The sequence below is a fragment of the Pseudotabrizicola algicola genome, assembly GCF_010915705.1.
GTDB classification, from domain to species: domain Bacteria; phylum Pseudomonadota; class Alphaproteobacteria; order Rhodobacterales; family Rhodobacteraceae; genus Pseudotabrizicola; species Pseudotabrizicola algicola.
Genome location: NZ_JAAIKE010000003.1, coordinates 545,305 through 561,268, shown reverse-complemented (window position 1 = coordinate 561,268; position 15,964 = coordinate 545,305). Strand labels below are relative to the sequence as shown.

Here is a 15,964-nt window from a genome sequence, read left to right as displayed (position 1 = left end):
GTCAGGCGTCCATCAAGCCAGGGTTCAAAAGGCCGCGCGGGTCAAACTTGGCCCGCAGGCCGTGCGTCAGCGCCGCCACGCCGGGTGCCTCGGGGTGGAACGCGCCCGGCCCCGCGCCGCGCACCCGCGTCGCATGGCCCTGAAAGGCCCCCAGCCGCGCGCGCAGGTCGTCGCCTTCAACGCACAGCGCCCAGATCAGGCCGCCGCCCCAGTCATACAGCACCGCCTCCACCTCCATCCGCGCCACGATCTCCGGCGCATCCGACGGCTTGACCGACAGCCGCCAGACATCGCCCGCGCGGCCCTGAAACGGCGCCACATCGCGGATCGCGGCCCAGCGGTCGGTGCCATCCTCCACCTCCACCGCGCCGAACGCCGCCAGATGCCGCCGCAACGCCTCCGCCCGATAGGCGACCGAGGCGGCAAAACCCTCGATCCGCAGATACGTCCCCTGCCCCGGCCAATGCGCCGCCCCGTTCACCTCGAAGGGGGAGCCGAGCGCCGCCGCCATCGCCTGCACCGCCTGCCGGTCGCTCAAGCCCGGCAAGATCAGCGTCGCCCCCGCCTCCGGCACCGGCAGCAGCTTGAAGCTCACCTCGCTCAGCACGCCCAGCGTGCCCCATGATCCGGCCAGCAGCTTGACCAGATCATAGCCGGTGACATTCTTCATCACCCGCCCGCCGTTCTTGATGATGGTGCCGGCCCCATCCACAAAACGCACCCCGATCAGGCTGTCCCGGCAGGCCCCCACCTGCACCCGTCGCGGCCCGCTGGCATTGGCGGCCACCACCCCGCCCAGCGTGCTCTCGCCCGTCCGCCCCAGCAGGCCGCGCAGGTCCGGCACCTCGAACGGCAACCGCTGCCCCTCTGCCGCCAGCAGCGCCTCGACCTCTGCCACCGGCGTCCCCGCGCCTGCGACCAGCGTCAGCGCGCCGGGTTCGTACAGCACCACCCCGGAAAGCCCCGAGGTTTCCAGCACCTCCCCCGCACAGGTGCCAAGGCTGCGGGTGCCACCGCCCTTCACACAAAGCGGCCCCTTGGCCGCGCGGATGATCTCGGCCAGTTCGGCCTCAGAGCTGGGCTGCATGGATTGCTGCTTTCAAAATACTCTCGGGGGGTCCGGGGGGCAGACAGCCCCCCGGCGGTTCAGGCAAAACCACGGTCGGTCAGGCCGCGCGGCGGCTGGCGGTGGCGTCCAGCGGGAACACCTTGGCGGGGTTTAGCAGCCATCTGGGGTCAAACACATCCTTGACCTTCAACTGCGCCTCCAGATCGTCGGGCGCGAACTGCACCGACATCAGATCGCGCTTTTCGATCCCCACGCCATGCTCGCCGGTCAGGCAACCGCCCACCTCGACGCAGAGCCGCAGGATATCGGCCCCCAGCGCCTCGCAGCGCTCCAGATCGCCGGGCTTGTTGGCATCGAACAGGATCAACGGGTGCATGTTGCCGTCGCCGGCATGGAACACATTCGCCACATCCAGCCCGATCTCTTTCGACATCTCGCCGATCCGGCGCAGCACGTAAGGCAGGCTCGATACCGGAATCGTGCCATCAAGGCACATGTAATCATTGATCTGCCCCATCGCGCCAAAGGCCGATTTGCGGCCCAGCCAGATGCGCTTGGCCTGGTCCTCGTCTGCCGCCTCGCGGAACTCCACCGGATTGTGGCGCAGCGCGATGGTCTTGATCAGCGCCAGTTGTTCGTCAATCTCGGCGGGGCTGCCCTCGACCTCGATGATCAGCAGCGCCTCGCACATCGGATAGCCCGCCTTGGCAAAGGCCTCGGTGGCCTCGATGCAGGGGCGGTCCATGAATTCGATGGCCACCGGCAGCACGCCCGCCTTGATGATGTCGGAAACGCATTCCCCCGCCACCTCGTTGCTGTCAAAGCCCACCAGCACGGGCCGCGCGCCTTCGGGCTTGGGCAGGATGCGCAAGGTCGCCTCTGTCACCACGCCAAGCTGCCCCTCCGACCCGCAGATCACGCCCAGCAGGTCCAGCCCGCCCGCATCCATATATGGCCCGCCGATCTCCACCACGGTGCCATCCATCTGCACCAGCGTCACCCCCAGCAGGTTGTTGGTCGTCACCCCGTATTTCAGGCAATGCGCCCCGCCCGAGTTCATCGCGATATTGCCCGCAATCGCGCAGGCAAGCTGGCTTGACGGGTCTGGCGCGTAGAAAAACCCGTCGGCTTCCACCGCGCCGGTCACCGACAGGTTGGTGCGCCCCGTCTGCACCCGCACGAAACGGTTGTCGTAATCGGTCTCCAGCACCGCGTTCATCCTCGCGACGCCCAGCACCACGCAATCGGCGGTCGGCAAGGCCCCGCCCGCCAGCGACGTGCCCGACCCGCGCGGCACCACCGGAACCCCTTCGGCATGGCACAGCCGCAGCACCGACGCCACCTCGGCGGTCGTGCGCGGCAGAACCACCGCCAGCGGCGGGCAGCGATAGGCGGTCAGCGCATCACATTCATAGGCCCGCGTCTCGGCCTCGTCCGAGATCACGGCATCGGCAGGCAAGAGACCGTGCAGCGCGGCCACAATCCGCGCCTTCGCCGACAGCACCATCGTATCGGGGGGGGGCATTTCCATGAGCGTTCCCTGATCTTGCATTCCTCCCGCGCACTCTAGCGCATAAATTGGTAAAGTGAAATAACCAATTTTCAGCCCGCCCCGATCCCAGGCAAAAGCACAAATTGTCATGGGAAAGCACGCGGCGGCGGGGTAAGCTTGGCGCATGACACCGATGCTTTCCAGCCTTTCGCTTGACCGTCCCGATGCTATCGCGCTCGCCGCGCTCATCCTGACATGGCTCCTCACCGGCTGGCTGGTCGAGCATCCGCCCAATTCCCGCCCTTCGGTTTCGGCGCTGATGGCGGGTTACCGGCGCGACTGGATGCGCCAGTTCGTCACCCGCACCCCGCGCATCTTCGATGCCAACATCATCGACTCGCTGCGGCAAAGCACCGCCTTCTTTGCCTCGGCCTCGATGATCGCCATCGGCGGCGGCGTCGCGCTGATCGGCAATGTGACCAAGCTCGAAGGTCTGGCGCATGACCTGACGATCGAGGCCGCAGGCGTGCGGGTCGAACTCAAGATCATCCTCGTGCTGCTGTTTCTGGCCAACGCGCTGCTCAAGTTCGTCTGGGCGCACCGGCTCTTCGGCTATTGCGCCATCCTGATGGCGGCGGTGCCCAATGACAGCGATGATCCGCTGGCCTATGCGCGGGCCGGACAGGCGGCGGAAATCAACATCACCGCCGCCAAAAGCTTCAACCGCGGCCTGCAATCCATCTACTTCGCACTGGCCGCGATCACATGGCTGCTGGGGCCCGTGGCCTTGCTGGCCGCCACCGCCATCACCTCCTTCGTGCTCCTGCGCCGCGAATTCGCGTCGCTGTCGCGGATGGTGATGCTCTCGCGCTGACTACGCCAGCTTGCGCGCGCCCCGCCGCCCCTCGATCAGCCAAGCGGCAATCGCCGCCACCGCCACCAGCAGCAGCCAGACCCAACCCGGCAGCAGCGCCGCCACCCGCACATCCTGTGTCACATAGGCCCCGCGCGGGGTGATCCCGATCCAGCCGCGCCCCGAGGCCGGACGCCCCTCGCGCACGGTCCGCACGTCCGGCAGCCCGTCCGACAGCCGCAGCACCCCGCCATTCGTCGCCCCCACCGCCTCTGCCAGCACCTCGCCCGAGGCAATGGTCTGCACGAATTCACGCGGCGAGGATGGCCCGATCGCCACCACCCGGCTCAGATCGCCCTGCTCCATCCGGTATAGCCCGACCGTGGGCGCCTCGAACACGCCCTCGTGCCGACCGGGAGAAACCTCGGTCAGCGCCAGCGCCGTTTCCGTGCCGTCCGGTCCGGTGATGGTCACATCTCCGGGCGGGGTTTCCTCAATGCTGCGCCGCGTCACCGTCAGGCTCTGGCCCGACACGGTGGCCGACAGGGTTTCTTCCTCCAGCTCCGGCTCTTTCAGCATCCAATGCGCCAGCCGCCGCAACAGCTCCAGCTGCGGCCCGCCGCCTTCATACCCGCGCCCCCACAGCCAGGCATGATCCGAGGCAAGAATCGCCACCCGCCCCGCATCCACGCGGTCAAGGATCAGCAAGGGCCGCCCTTCAGGCCCTTCCATCACCACCTGCCCTGCGCGCGGCACCACATCGACCATGCGGAACCAGCGGCCCCAGCCGCCCTCGGGGGCCAGCGCCTCCAGCCCCTCGGTCACCGGATGGCGGCGGCCAAGGTCGGTCAGCGCAGGCTGGAAGCCGCCTTCGATCACCCGCGCCGTCGGATCGGCGGGCAAGATCTGCGCCAGCGGCGACCGCCACAGGCTGTCGACCGCGCCATATTCCGGCCCCGCCGCCACCAGCACCGTGCCGCCACCGCGCACATAGTTCACGATGTTTTCCATGTAGGACATCGGCAGGATGCCCCGCATGGAATAGCGGTCGAAGACGATCAGATCGAATTCCTCGATCTTCTCGACAAACAATTCCCGCGTGGGAAAGGCGATCAGGGACAGTTCGGAAACCGGAATGCCATCCTGCTTTTCCGGCGGGCGCAGGATGGTGAAATGCACGAGGTCCACACTCGCATCCGATTTCAGCAGGTTGCGCCAGACGCGTTCACCCGCATGCGGCTCGCCGCTCACCAGCAGCACCCGCAAACGGTCGCGCACGCCGTTGATCTGCACAACGGCGGCATTGTTGCGGTCGGTCAACTCGCCCGTCGCGGTGGCCACGGTGAATTGCAGCACGTTCATCCCGCCATGCGGCAGCGTGACCGGCAGTTCCAGATCCTCCCCCACCGGCACACGGTAGGTTTGCGGTTCGTCGGCATCAACCGCGATGGTCAGTTCCGCCAGCGGGCTGATGTCGGCAGGCACCGCGCCCTGATCCTCGATACGCAGGGTCAGCATCACCTCTTCGCCCAGGATGGCAAAGGCGGGCGCGTTCTTGATGATCAGGCGGCGGTCCCAATCCTCGGGCTCTCCGGTCAGCAGCAGGTGCAGCGGCGCGGGCACGTTCGGCGCAAGCTCCAGATCATGCACCTGCCCGTCGCTGATGATCACCGCCCCAGCCACACGCGCGCGCGGCTCCTCGGCCAGCGCCTCGGCCAGCGCGGTCATCGCCAGCGTGCCGGCATCCTCCGGCCCGTCGCCCACGCGGGTGACGCGCAATTCGGTATTCTCCAGCGCCGCCACCTCTGCCTGCAAGGCGGCCAGCGCCCTCGCGGTCTGCTCGGGGCGGCCTGCAAGCTGCTGGCTGGCGCTGTCATCGACCACCGCGATCACGATATCGGATTGCGGCGCGCGGTCCTCTTCCTGCAAGGCCGGATTGGCCAGCGCCAGCAGCACCACGCCCGCCGCCACCGCCCGCAACCACCAGCCCGACAGGCCGCGCAGCACGGCCAGCGCCAGCAGCACCACGGCAAAGGCCAAGGCCCCCCACAGCATCGGCCACGGGATCAGCGGGGCGAAGATAAGGCTTTGTGTCATTGTCCCAACCTGTCCAGCAGCGCAGGCACATGGACCTGATCGGATTTGTAGTTGCCTGTCAGCACATGCATGATCAGGTTGACGCCAAAGCGGTAAGCCATCTCGCGCTGCCGCTCTCCGGCAAAGCCGCGCCCCACCGGCAACAGCGGCGCGCCGCTGTCGGTCACCGCCCAGGCCGAGGCCCAGTCATTGCCGCCGATCACCACCGGCGTCACCCCGTCATTGAGGTTGCGAAACGGCATCCCCTCCACCTGCTCGGCATCCGGCGGCGCGGCTTCCACCCAGACCGCCCCGCGCGCATGACGTCCGGGGAAGTCCTGAAGCAGATAGAAGGTGCGCGTCAGCACATGATCCACCGGCATCTGCTCCAGCGGCGGAATGTTCAAGCCCGCGGCCAACCGCTGCAGATGCTGCGCCTCGGGCGACGATCCGCCCGCAAGATCGGCGTCTCGGGTATCAAACAGGATCATCCCGCCAGTGCGCAGGTAATCGTTCAGCTTGGAATAGGCCTCCGCCGAGGGCAGCGGCTGCGCGGTCGACACCGGCCAGTAGAGAAAGGGGAAGAAGGCCAGTTCATCGGTTTCGATGTTCACCCCGATCGGCGGGTCCGGCTCGATAGAGGTGCGCGCCCACAAAATCTCGCCCAGCCCGGTCAGCCCGCGCGCCGCCGTGTCATCCAGCCGCGCATCGCCCGTCAACACATGCGCCAGCACCAGCCCCGTCGTCGCCTGCAGGGCAAAGGCATCATCGGCGGGCGCCTGTGCCTGCGCCTGCGCGTCCGGCGTAACCAGCAGCAACGCCGCCAGCACCGCCGCCCCGCGCGCAAAGCCGCCCAAGCGGCCCGAAACAAACAGCGCCGCCAGAATGTCCAGCATCAACAGCGCCAGTGCGCCCGACAGGAACGCGCCCTTCAGCGCCTGTTCCGGCGGCGTCTCCAGCCCTTCGATCACCGTGCCCTGCGGCCATGCGGCGGCCACCAGCGTCGTCTCGGCGCCGATCACGTTCAGCGCCACCCGCCGGTCGGCCCCGGCATAAAGACCCGGCGGCTGCTCCGGCCCCGGTCCTGCGGCCATCGCCTGCGCCAGCACCTCGCCCGCCTGCCCCGGCAGATCGCCTGCATCGCGCAGCTGGCCATAGGCGTCCAGCACCACCTCGGGCACCCATGTCTGCCCCGCCAGATCGGCGGCTTCGGGTGCTGCGGGGCGGGTCGACACCGCCAGCCGCTCCAGCATCGACATGAACAGCCCTGACAGCGGCAGCGTCGACCATTCCGCATTGGCGGTCACATGCACCAGCACGACCTGCCCCTGCCCCACCACCTTGCGCGTGACCAAGGGCGTGCCGTCGGCCAGCGCCGCAATCGTGCGCTCGGCCAGCGTCGGGTCGGGCTGGGCCAACACCTGCGCGGTCACCGCCACATCGGCAGGCAAGGGCAGGCCATGAAACGGCGACTCTTCGGGGAAAGGCGCCAGCGCCTTCGGCTCGCCCCAACTCATCGCGCCGCCCACGCTGCGCCCCCCTTCGCGCAAGCGCACCGGCATCAGCGGGTCTTCACTCATCCGGCTGACATCGCTCGCCGCCAGTTGCGGACCGGCAAAGCGCAGCAACAGCCCCCCCGTATCCAGCCAATCCAGCAGCGCATCGGTGTCGGATTGCGACAGCCGCGCCACATCGGCCATGATCACCACATCGGGCGAGGCCAGCAGCATGTCGCGCAGCCCCCCCTCCATCAGGTCGGCCACAGGCTCCAGCGCCTGCCGCAGATAGTGCAGCGGAGACAGCAGTTGCAGCCCCTCGCGGTCCGCGCCACCGCCGATCAGCGCCACCTTGCGCCGCTTCAGGCTGTCATCCGTCAGGCTCACAGCACCCGCGCTGCGCAGGCCCGCAATCTCGAAGCGGGTGATCCGGTTGCGCAATTCGGGCGGCAGCGACAGCGCCGCCTCGGCCCGCGCGTCACCGCCGCCAAACTCCAGCGCGATCCGCGCAAGCTCACGCTCCACCCCCGCCGGATCGGGACCGCGCGCCGAAACCTCGACCGCCGCCGCACCCTCGACGGGCAGACGCGACGCCGCAAGCTGGATCGCCCCATCCTCGTAACGCGCAGGGTGCAAGGCAAAGACAGGGCGCGGGCTTTCGAACACCGTCACCCCGCCCCTGGCCTCGAATGCCGCCATCAGCGCCGCACGCCCCGGATGATCCAGGCCATCCGACAGCCAGAACGTATCAAACCCGCCCTCGGGCAGCGCAGGCACCCAAGCCGCCAGATCGCGCGGCCCCCACGCCTGCGGGGTGACCCCGCCCAGCCGCGCCGCCACCGCATCCGCCGCCTGAAACGCCACCTGCCCCGGCGCATCGGTCAACCGGATCACTGCCACGGGCCGGCCATCGCGCCCCGCCTCGTCGATCAGCGCCGCCGCGCGGTCGATCCGGCGCGGCCAGTCGCGCGCATCGGCCCATGTCGCATCCAGCGCGATCAGCAGCGGCCCGTTACCGACCTGCCGCTCCACCGGATTCAGCACCGGCCCCGCAAAGGCGATGATCGCCGCCGCAATCGCCGCCATCCGCAGCAAGAGCAACCACCACGGCGTTTTGTCGGCCTCGGCCTCCTCATCGCGCAGACCCAGCAGCAGCGCCACACCCGGAAAGCGCCGACGGACCGGCGCAGGCGGCACCGCCCGCAACAACAGCCACAACAGCGGCAAAGCGATCAGCCCCAGCAAAAGCATGGGCGTGGCAAAGCCGATGGGGCCGAGCATGAACATCAACGGCCCCCCTGCAAGGCGCGGTAAATCCACAGCAAGGCCGATTGCGCAGGCTGCCCCGTATGATGCGTGCTCACATGCCAGCCCACCGCGCGGCCAAGCTGCGCCAGCCGGTCCTTGCGCTCGGCCAGCCGCGCCAGATACCGCGCGCGCAGATCGCCCGCCTGCTGGGTTTCATGGCGCATCCCGCCCCCCATCGATTCAAAGATGGTGCGGCCGGAAAACGGAAACTCCTCCTCGGCAGGGTCCAGCACCTGCACCAGCGCGCCGCGCACGCCGCGATCGGCCGCCGCCGTCAGCGCCGCCTCGACGGGGGCCAGATCGCCAAGGAAATCCGACAGGAACAGCGCGCGCCCGTGGCTGACCATGCCGGTTGCGGTTGGCGCGCCATATTCGCCCGCTTCTTCCGCACCCGAAAGCACCGCCGCCAGCTTCACGATCTGCGCCCTGCCGGGACGCGGCGGCGCGCCATCGCCCGCCAGCCCCACCCGCTCCCCCGCGCGCAACAGCAAAACCGCCGTTGCCAGCGCCAGCACCTGTGCGCGGTCGGCCTTGGGCGCGCGCGATTTATCGCCCGAAAACGCCATCGACTTGGCCGGATCGACCCAGAGCGTCACAGACTGCGCCGATTGCCACTCGCGCTCGCGCACGAAATGCGCATCCCCCCGCGCCGACCGCCGCCAGTCGATCAGCCGCGCGGAATCGCCTGCGTTGACGGGCCGGTACTGCCAGAATTCATCCCCCTGCCCCGCGCGCTTGCGGCCATGCTCGCCCATCATGACGGTGGCGGCCAGCAACTCCGCCTCTGCCATCAGCGGCGGAAGCGACTGGCCAAGCGTCTCGGCGCGGGACTGGAGATCAAGGCTCACGCCGCAGCCTCAAGCCGCAGGGTGCGCGTGGTAACCTGATCGATGATGCCCGACAGCGTCTCGCCCCGCGCCCGCGCGGCAAAGGACAGCGCCATCCGGTGCGTCAGCACCGCACGGGCCATCGCCGCCACGTCCGAGACCGATGGCGCAAGCCGCCCGTCCAGCAGCGCCCGCGCCCGCACCGTCAGCATCAGCGCCTGCGCCGCACGCGGCCCCGGCCCCCAGCTCAGACTGCCCTCCAGCGCACGGCCCTCGGCCTCGCCGGGGCGGCAGGCGCGCACCAGATCGAGGATCGCCTCCACCACCGCCTCGCCCACCGGCATCCGGCGGATCACCGATTGCGCCGCGATCAGTTCCTCGGCGGTGAACACTTGGGTGGATTGCGCATCCTCGGCCCCCGTGGTGGCGATCAGGATGTCCCGCTCGGTCGCGCGGGTGGGATATTCCACATCGACCTGCACCAGAAAGCGGTCAAGCTGCGCTTCGGGCAGCGGATAGGTGCCTTCCTGTTCAATCGGGTTCTGCGTCGCCAGCACGTGAAACGGCTTGCCCAGCTTGCGATGCTGGCCCGCAATGGTCACTTCCTTTTCCTGCATGGCCTGAAGCAGCGCCGATTGCGTGCGCGGGCTGGCGCGGTTGATCTCGTCCGCCATCAACAACTGGCAAAAGATCGGCCCTTCGATAAAGCGGAAGGCGCGCGCCCCGCCTTCGCCGGTTTCCAGAACTTCCGACCCCAGAATATCGGCGGGCATCAGGTCGGGGGTAAACTGGATGCGGTTGGCCGACAGCCCCATCACCGTGCCCAGCGTATCGACCAGCCGCGTCTTGCCCAGCCCCGGCAGACCCACCAGCAGCGCATGACCGCCGCAAAGCATGGACGCCAGCACCAGATCGACCACCTTTTCCTGTCCGATGAAGCGCCGGTTGATCGAGGCCTTGGCCTGCCCCAGCTTGTCACCCAGCCTTTCGATCGCCTCGACAAGATCGGCTTCGGGGGGGGTTGCGGCCATGTCGTCGCCTCCTTGGGGTTGTTGCGGTCCCATTAGAGCGAACTATGCCGCAAGGCACAAATGGCAAAAGCGCGAGGGGCACAAATGATCGTGAGAACCCGAAATGATCTGACGGCGCGCCTAACGCCCTTTCCACACCGGATCGCGCTTTTCGGCAAAGGCCCGCGCCCCCTCCAGCTGGTCCTCGCTGGAATAGAGCCTGTCGACCGTGGGCAACTGCCGCTTGGTGATCCGGTTCAGCGCATCCTGAAACCGCATGTCCTCGGCCTCGCGCACCACTTCCTTGATCGCCGCATAGACCAGCGGCGGCCCGGATTCGAGCAGCCGCGCCAGGTCCCACGCCTTGCCCAGCAAAGCCTCCGGCGCGCAGATTTCCCTGAGCAACCCCCAGCGCAGCGCCTCCTCGGCATCGAACCACCGCCCCGTCAGCAGCAGGTCCATCGCGACATGATAGGGAATGCGCTTGGGCAGCTTGATGCTCGCGGCATCCGCCACCGTGCCAGACCGGATTTCGGGCAGCGCAAAGGTGGCATTGGCGCTTGCAAGGATCAGGTCGCAAGACAGCGCCAGCTCCAGCCCGCCCCCGCAGCAGATGCCGTTCACCGCCGCGATGACCGGCTTGTTGAGGTTCGGCAACTCCTGCAAGCCGCCAAAGCCCCCCACCCCGTAATCGCCATCCACCGCATCCCCCGCCGCCGCCGCCTTCAGGTCCCAGCCGGGGCAAAAGAACTTCTCCCCCTCGGCCCGCAGGATCGCGACGCGCAAGGCATCATCATCGCGAAAGGCGCGGAACACCTGCCCCATGATCCGGCTCGTCACCAGATCGATGGCATTGGCCTTGGGCCGGTCCAGCGTCACCTCCAGCACCGCGCCTTCCACCCGCGTGCGGATCGGCCCCTCGGTCAGCATCTCCATCGGCATCGCTCATCCTTTCCGCATCAAGGCATCAACCGCCATCACACCCTGCTCGAACACCAGCACGGGGTTCAGCTCGATCTCTTCCAACCCGTCATCCGCCATCAGATCGCACAGCCGCAGCACCAGCCCGACCAGCGCCGCCACATCCCCCCGAGGCCGCCCGCGATAGCCATCGAGCAGCGGAAACAACCGGAGCCGCCCCAGCGCATCCCGCACCTGCGCCCCCGTCACCGGCAACACCAGCGTCACCGTATCGGCCAGAAGCTCTGCCGTCACCCCGCCCATGCCCAGCGTCAGCGATACCCCATAGACCGGATCGCGCCGCAGCCCCACCAGCACCTCGGCGACGGCACCCGTGGCCATCTCCTCCACCAGATAACCCGTGGCCCCCGGCATCTCTGCCGCACCTTCCAGCGAAGTCAGCCCCAGCCGCACCGCCCCCGCCTCGGTCTTGTGGGCAAAACCGAGGCCCTTGAGCACCAGGGGCGCGCGCAATCCCGCCGCCAGCCGCGCCGCCTCGTCCAGCGACCGCGCCGTCACCCCCACGGGAACCGGCACCCCCGCCCCGCGCAACACCGCCTTCGCCGCCGCCTCATCCAGCAGCAGCGCTTCCCGCAGGGGCCGGGCCGGCAGCGGACTCTCGGGCACCACATCCCACAGGCTCTGCGCCGCGCAGATCGCGCCCAGCGCCGCCTCCAGCCCCATCAGCGGCACCACGCCCTCGGCCATCATCTGCCCTGCCAGAGCCTCGTCGAAATTCTCCGGCAGGGAGGACACCGCAAAGGCCGGCTTCCCCGTCTGCCGCGCCGCCGCCACGATCGCCTCCAGAGCAGGCCGGAAGGACGACGGATCGCAGCGGTCCGGCCGGGGCGGATCGATGATGAACACCCCCGCATCATACCCCGCCAGCATGGTGGCAAACACATCGGTGGTGCGCGGCCCGTCCCCCCAGATGAAGGTGTGGTAATCCAGCGGATTGGCGATGGCGACGATCGGCCCGAGGATCTCCCCCAACCGCGCCCGCTGCGCCTCGGAAGGGGGCTGAAACTCCACCCCCGCCGCAGCCCCCAGATCGGCCACGAGACCCGCCTCGCCCCCGGAACAGGACAGCGAGCACAGGCGCGGCCCCAGACCCCGGCCATGCGCGTGGAAGATCTTCAGCGTCTCCAGCAGTTCGGGCAGGGTCGACACCTCGGCAATGCCCGCCTTGCGGAAGAATGCCGAAGACACCGCCGCCTCTCCGGCAAGCGAGGCCGTATGCGACGCCGCCGCCACCCTGCTCAGCTCGGTCTTGCCGGATTTCAGACAGACAATCCCCTTGCCCGCCCGCGCCGCCTCCGCCGCCAGCCGCGCCAGAGCAGGTGCATCGTCAATGCCCTCCACATACATGCCCAGCGCGGTGACCCGCTCATCCGCCAGAAGCGCGCCCGCAAGCTCGGCCAGCCCCACCTGCGCCGCATTGCCCAGACAGGCGACATAGGCCACCGGCAAACCCCGCGCCTGCATGGTCATGTTGATGACGATGTTGGAGGATTGCGACAGAAGCGCCACCCCCCGCTCCACCCGTTCCCCGCCATGCTGGTCCGGCCACAGCAAGGCGCCGTCGAGGTAATTGATCACGCCATAGCAATTGGGGCCCAGCACCGGCATCGCCCCCGCCGCCGCCACCAGCTCTGCCTGCAATCCGGTCTCGCCGGCCTCCTCCCAACCGGAGGCAAAACAGATCGCCCCGCCGGCCCCCATCGCAGCCAGATCGCGCACGACATCCAGCGTGGCAAAGCGATTGACCCCGATGAAGGTGGCATCGGGAACGCCGGGCAGGTCCGCCAGCGACTGAAAAGCGCGCACGCCCCCCACAGTCTCGCGGGTCGGATGCACGGGCCAGACCGGCCCGTCAAAACCCATCTTCTGACATTGCGTGATGACATTCTCGGCCCAGACCGAACCCAGCACGGCAACCGAGCGCGGGCGTAAAAGACGCGAAAGGCGGGTCATCTTCCGACCTCGCGCCTGCGCCACCCCCCGGGGGCTTTGCCCCCGGACCCCCAGGATATTTTTGAACAGATGAATGGCAGACAGAGTCGCCCTGCCCCGAACCAACGGGGCAGGGAAACTTCACCTGTTACCGTCATCGGGGTCCCCCCCTGTTCGGCCGGATCAGAATCACCGAGCATGGTTAAAATTCCGTTTCATCTGTTGAGAAATATCCTCGGGGGTGAGGCCGCAGGCCGAGGGGGCAGACAGCCCCCTGATTTTTCGCAGAAAAATCGTCATCCTCCGACGGCGCGCAGCAGCTCCCTGCTGATGATGTGGCGCTGGATCTCGGAGGTGCCTTCCCAGATCCGCTCCACCCGCGCGTCGCGCCAGATGCGTTCCAGCGGCAGGTCGTCCATCAGGCCCATGCCGCCGTGGATCTGGATGGCCTCATCCGCGATCATGGCCAGCACTTCGGTGGCCTTCAGCTTGGCCATGCTCATGTCGGCCTCGGTCACCGCGCCCTGATCGAACTTCCACGCGGCCTCCCATGTCAGCAATTCGGCGGCCTTGAGTTCCATTGCCATGTCGGCCAGCTTGAAGCTGACGCCCTGGAACTTGCCGATGCTCTGGCCGAACTGGCGGCGTTCGGCGGCATAGGCGATGGCAAGCTGCAGGGCGCGGCCCGCGCGGCCGAGGCAGGTGCTGGCGACTTGCAGGCGCGTGGCCCCGAGCCAGGTGTTGGCCACCTCAAAGCCCCGGTGCGGCTCGCCCAGCACGTTTTCGGCCGGAACCCTGCAGTCATCGAACTCCAGCACGGCATTGGTATAGCCCCGGTGGCTCACGTTGCGATAGCCTTCGCGGACGGTGAAGCCCTTGGTGCCCTTGTCCACGAAGAAGGCCGTGATCTTCTTTTTCGGCCCCTTGGACGTGGCCTCCTCGCCCGTCGCCATGAAGGCGATGGTGAACCCTGCGAGATCGGCATGGCTGATGAAGTGCTTGGTGCCGTTCAGCACCCAGTCGCTGCCCTCCTGCCGCGCGCTCGCCTTCATGCCGCGCAGGTCGGACCCGGCGCCGGGTTCGGTCATCGCAAGGCAATCCCAGGTCTCGCCCCGGATGCAGGGCATCAGGTAGCGTTCGCGCTGTTCGGGGGTGCCCCGCCAGCAGGATGTTCGACGGGCGGGCCACGCATGTCCAGTGCAGGGCGTAGTTGGCCCGGCCAAGCTCGCGCTCATAGAGCAGCCAGGACAGCGTATCGAGCCCGGCGCCCCCCACCTCGGCAGGCATGTTGGCGGCATAGAGCCCCGCAGCGATGGCCTTTTTCTGGATCTCGCGGATCAGGTCCAGCGGCAGGTGGTTGGTGCGTTCGACCGCAAGTTCATGCGGGTAAAGCTCGGTTTCCACAAAGCTGCGGGTGGTCTCGACGATCATCCGCTGTTCATCGGTCAGGCCGAACTGCATCACGAGACCCGCTGGCCGACGTGGCGTCCGGCTCCTTCGGGGCGCGGCAGGGTGGCATGGGCGGCGGCGATGGGGCGCAGGCGGTCCAGAATGGCGGCGGGTGCGGCGCAGGTCTTGCCGCGCCCCATGTCGACATGCAGCAGCATCTGCTCCAGCGTGGCGACAGGCGTACCGTCCTTCAGGATGCGGATGAAGATGTGCAGCCGCTTTTCATCCGCCGCCAGCACCTGCACCGTGCCCGTCAGCGCGTCGCCCAGTTTCGCCTCGCCCAGATGCAGGATATGCGTCTCGGCCGTGTAATAGCTGAAGCCGGTGCCGACATAGGCCACATCCGCCCCGATATGGCGCAGGAACGCGTCCGAGGTTTCGGAGGCCGCAAACAGATAGCGGCTTTCCGTCATGTGGCCGTTGTAGTCGATCCAGCCGGGCAGCACCGTCAGCCGCGCCATCTCCATCGGCCCGTCCCCCGCCACCGGAGCGGGCGCGGCGGCGCGGCGGCGGGCGTCATGGGCGAGCAGCACCTTCCCCGCCCCCCAGTTGCGCTCTTTAAGCACCCGCAGAAAGCCGATCAGGTTCTGGTCGCGGATCCGCTCCAGCTCGCGGATCGTGTGCATCCCCGATTGCGCATCCGACTGGCCGGCGATCAGGTCGACCAGGTCATCGTTGAACTCGGGCACATCCGTCAGCCGTGTCCAGGGCCATTGCAGACAGGGGCCGAACTGCGCCATGAAATGCTTCATGCCCGCCTCGCCGCCCGCCACGCGATAGGTCTCGAACAGGCCCATCTGCCCCCAGCGCAGGCCAAAGCCCATGCGGATCGCCTCGTCGATCTCTTCGGTGGTCGCCACCCCGTCCTTGACCAGCCACAGCGCCTCGCGCCACACCGCCTCGAGGAAGCGGTCGGCGATATGGGCGTCGATCTCCTTGCGCACATGCAGGGGAAACATCCCGATCTCGCGCAACACCTCCTTCACCCGCTCGATCAGCGCCGGATCGGACGCCGCCGAAGGCACCACCTCGGCCAGCGGCAACAGGTAGACCGGGTTGAACGGATGGGCGACGAAGATCACCGCCGGATTGGCGGCATTTTGTTGCAATTGGGAAGGTTTGAAGCCCGAAGTGGAACTCCCGATCGGCACATCCGGCGCGACCTGCTGGATTTGTGCAAAAACGCGGTGCTTCAGATCCAGCCGCTCGGACACGCTTTCCTGGATGTAATCCGCGCCCTCCACCGCCTCGGTCAGCGTCTGGCAAAACACCAGCCGCCCCTCGGCGGGCATCGGCCCGTCCGACAGCGCGGGCAAGGCCGCCCGCGCATTGGCCAGCACCTCGCCCAGTTTGCGCGGCGCCTCCGGGTCGGGGTCGAACACCGCCACATCCCAACCGTTCAGCAGGAACCGCGCAGCCCAGCCGCCCCCGATCACCCCGCCGCCAATGATTGCCGCCTTGCGTGCCATCT

General features: G+C 68.0%; 10 protein-coding genes and 1 pseudogene. 1 reads left to right on the top strand and 10 read right to left on the bottom strand.

The annotated features are described in order from the left end of the window. Window position 1 precedes the first annotated feature (1 nt). Both G3572_RS12390 and G3572_RS12385 read right to left on the bottom strand, forming a co-directional pair. Window positions 2-1,087 (bottom strand): FAD-binding protein, encoded by a 1,086-nt coding sequence (locus G3572_RS12390; protein ID WP_164612231.1) that lies wholly within the window; start codon window positions 1,085-1,087, stop codon window positions 2-4. A gap of 79 nt (window positions 1,088-1,166) precedes the next feature. Beyond that, window positions 1,167-2,600, bottom strand: coding sequence for an FAD-linked oxidase C-terminal domain-containing protein (locus tag G3572_RS12385; RefSeq protein WP_164612229.1), 1,434 nt, complete (start codon window positions 2,598-2,600; stop codon window positions 1,167-1,169). Window positions 2,601-2,754: 154 nt separating this feature from the next. Here G3572_RS12385 and G3572_RS12380 point away from each other — a divergent pair, with 154 nt between their 5' ends. Beyond that, window positions 2,755-3,435 carry a DUF599 domain-containing protein gene (locus tag G3572_RS12380; protein WP_164612557.1) on the top strand — a complete coding sequence of 227 codons (681 nt, stop codon included), beginning with the start codon at window positions 2,755-2,757 and terminating at the stop codon, window positions 3,433-3,435. Here G3572_RS12380 and G3572_RS12375 read toward each other — a convergent pair whose 3' ends face one another. The 8 genes and pseudogenes from G3572_RS12375 to G3572_RS12340 all read right to left on the bottom strand — a co-directional run bounded on the left by G3572_RS12375 (window position 3,436) and on the right by G3572_RS12340 (window position 15,962). Then, window positions 3,436-5,511, bottom strand: coding sequence for a hypothetical protein (locus G3572_RS12375; RefSeq protein ID WP_164612227.1), 2,076 nt, complete (start codon window positions 5,509-5,511; stop codon window positions 3,436-3,438). After that, window positions 5,508-8,273 (bottom strand): DUF4159 domain-containing protein, encoded by a 2,766-nt coding sequence (locus G3572_RS12370; protein WP_164612225.1) that lies wholly within the window; start codon window positions 8,271-8,273, stop codon window positions 5,508-5,510. Before G3572_RS12370 ends, G3572_RS12375 begins: the two co-directional genes overlap by 4 nt. Then, window positions 8,273-9,085, bottom strand: a complete 813-nt coding sequence (locus G3572_RS12365; protein WP_164612555.1) for a DUF58 domain-containing protein — start codon at window positions 9,083-9,085, stop codon at window positions 8,273-8,275. The genes G3572_RS12370 and G3572_RS12365 overlap by 1 nt, the downstream gene beginning before the upstream one ends. Before the next feature lie 53 nt (window positions 9,086-9,138). Next, window positions 9,139-10,152: an AAA family ATPase gene (locus G3572_RS12360; protein ID WP_164612223.1), complete on the bottom strand. Its 1,014-nt coding sequence runs from the start codon at window positions 10,150-10,152 to the stop codon at window positions 9,139-9,141. A 120-nt stretch (window positions 10,153-10,272) separates the two neighbouring features. Then, window positions 10,273-11,073 (bottom strand): carnitinyl-CoA dehydratase, encoded by an 801-nt coding sequence (locus tag G3572_RS12355; RefSeq protein ID WP_240335514.1) that lies wholly within the window; start codon window positions 11,071-11,073, stop codon window positions 10,273-10,275. A gap of 3 nt (window positions 11,074-11,076) precedes the next feature. Further along, on the bottom strand, window positions 11,077-13,065 hold the full coding sequence (locus G3572_RS12350) for an acetate--CoA ligase family protein (RefSeq protein WP_164612222.1): 1,989 nt from the start codon (window positions 13,063-13,065) through the stop codon (window positions 11,077-11,079). A 275-nt stretch (window positions 13,066-13,340) separates the two neighbouring features. Next, window positions 13,341-14,505 (bottom strand): annotated as a pseudogene (locus G3572_RS12345) (acyl-CoA dehydrogenase family protein). Then, window positions 14,505-15,962, bottom strand: a complete 1,458-nt coding sequence (locus G3572_RS12340) for a carnitine 3-dehydrogenase (protein ID WP_164612220.1) — start codon at window positions 15,960-15,962, stop codon at window positions 14,505-14,507. The pseudogene G3572_RS12345 and the gene G3572_RS12340 overlap by 1 nt, the downstream one beginning before the upstream one ends. Between the last annotated feature and the right edge of the window lie 2 nt (window positions 15,963-15,964).

Excerpts from the sequence above, each read along its gene's own strand:
- G3572_RS12370 (WP_164612225.1), bottom strand. The coding sequence starts at position 8,273 with ATGTTCATGCTCGGCCCCATCGGCTTTGCCACGCCCATGCTTTTGCTG.
- G3572_RS12390 (WP_164612231.1), bottom strand. The coding sequence starts at position 1,087 with ATGCAGCCCAGCTCTGAGGCCGAACTGGCCGAGATCATCCGCGCGGCC.
- G3572_RS12340 (WP_164612220.1), bottom strand. The coding sequence starts at position 15,962 with ATGGCACGCAAGGCGGCAATCATTGGCGGCGGGGTGATCGGGGGCGGC.
- G3572_RS12375 (WP_164612227.1), bottom strand. The coding sequence starts at position 5,511 with ATGACACAAAGCCTTATCTTCGCCCCGCTGATCCCGTGGCCGATGCTG.
- G3572_RS12360 (WP_164612223.1), bottom strand. The coding sequence starts at position 10,152 with ATGGCCGCAACCCCCCCCGAAGCCGATCTTGTCGAGGCGATCGAAAGG.
- G3572_RS12355 (WP_240335514.1), bottom strand. The coding sequence starts at position 11,073 with ATGCCGATGGAGATGCTGACCGAGGGGCCGATCCGCACGCGGGTGGAA.
- G3572_RS12365 (WP_164612555.1), bottom strand. The coding sequence starts at position 9,085 with ATGGCAGAGGCGGAGTTGCTGGCCGCCACCGTCATGATGGGCGAGCAT.
- G3572_RS12350 (WP_164612222.1), bottom strand. The coding sequence starts at position 13,065 with ATGACCCGCCTTTCGCGTCTTTTACGCCCGCGCTCGGTTGCCGTGCTG.
- G3572_RS12380 (WP_164612557.1), top strand. The coding sequence starts at position 2,755 with ATGCTTTCCAGCCTTTCGCTTGACCGTCCCGATGCTATCGCGCTCGCC.
- G3572_RS12385 (WP_164612229.1), bottom strand. The coding sequence starts at position 2,600 with ATGGAAATGCCCCCCCCCGATACGATGGTGCTGTCGGCGAAGGCGCGG.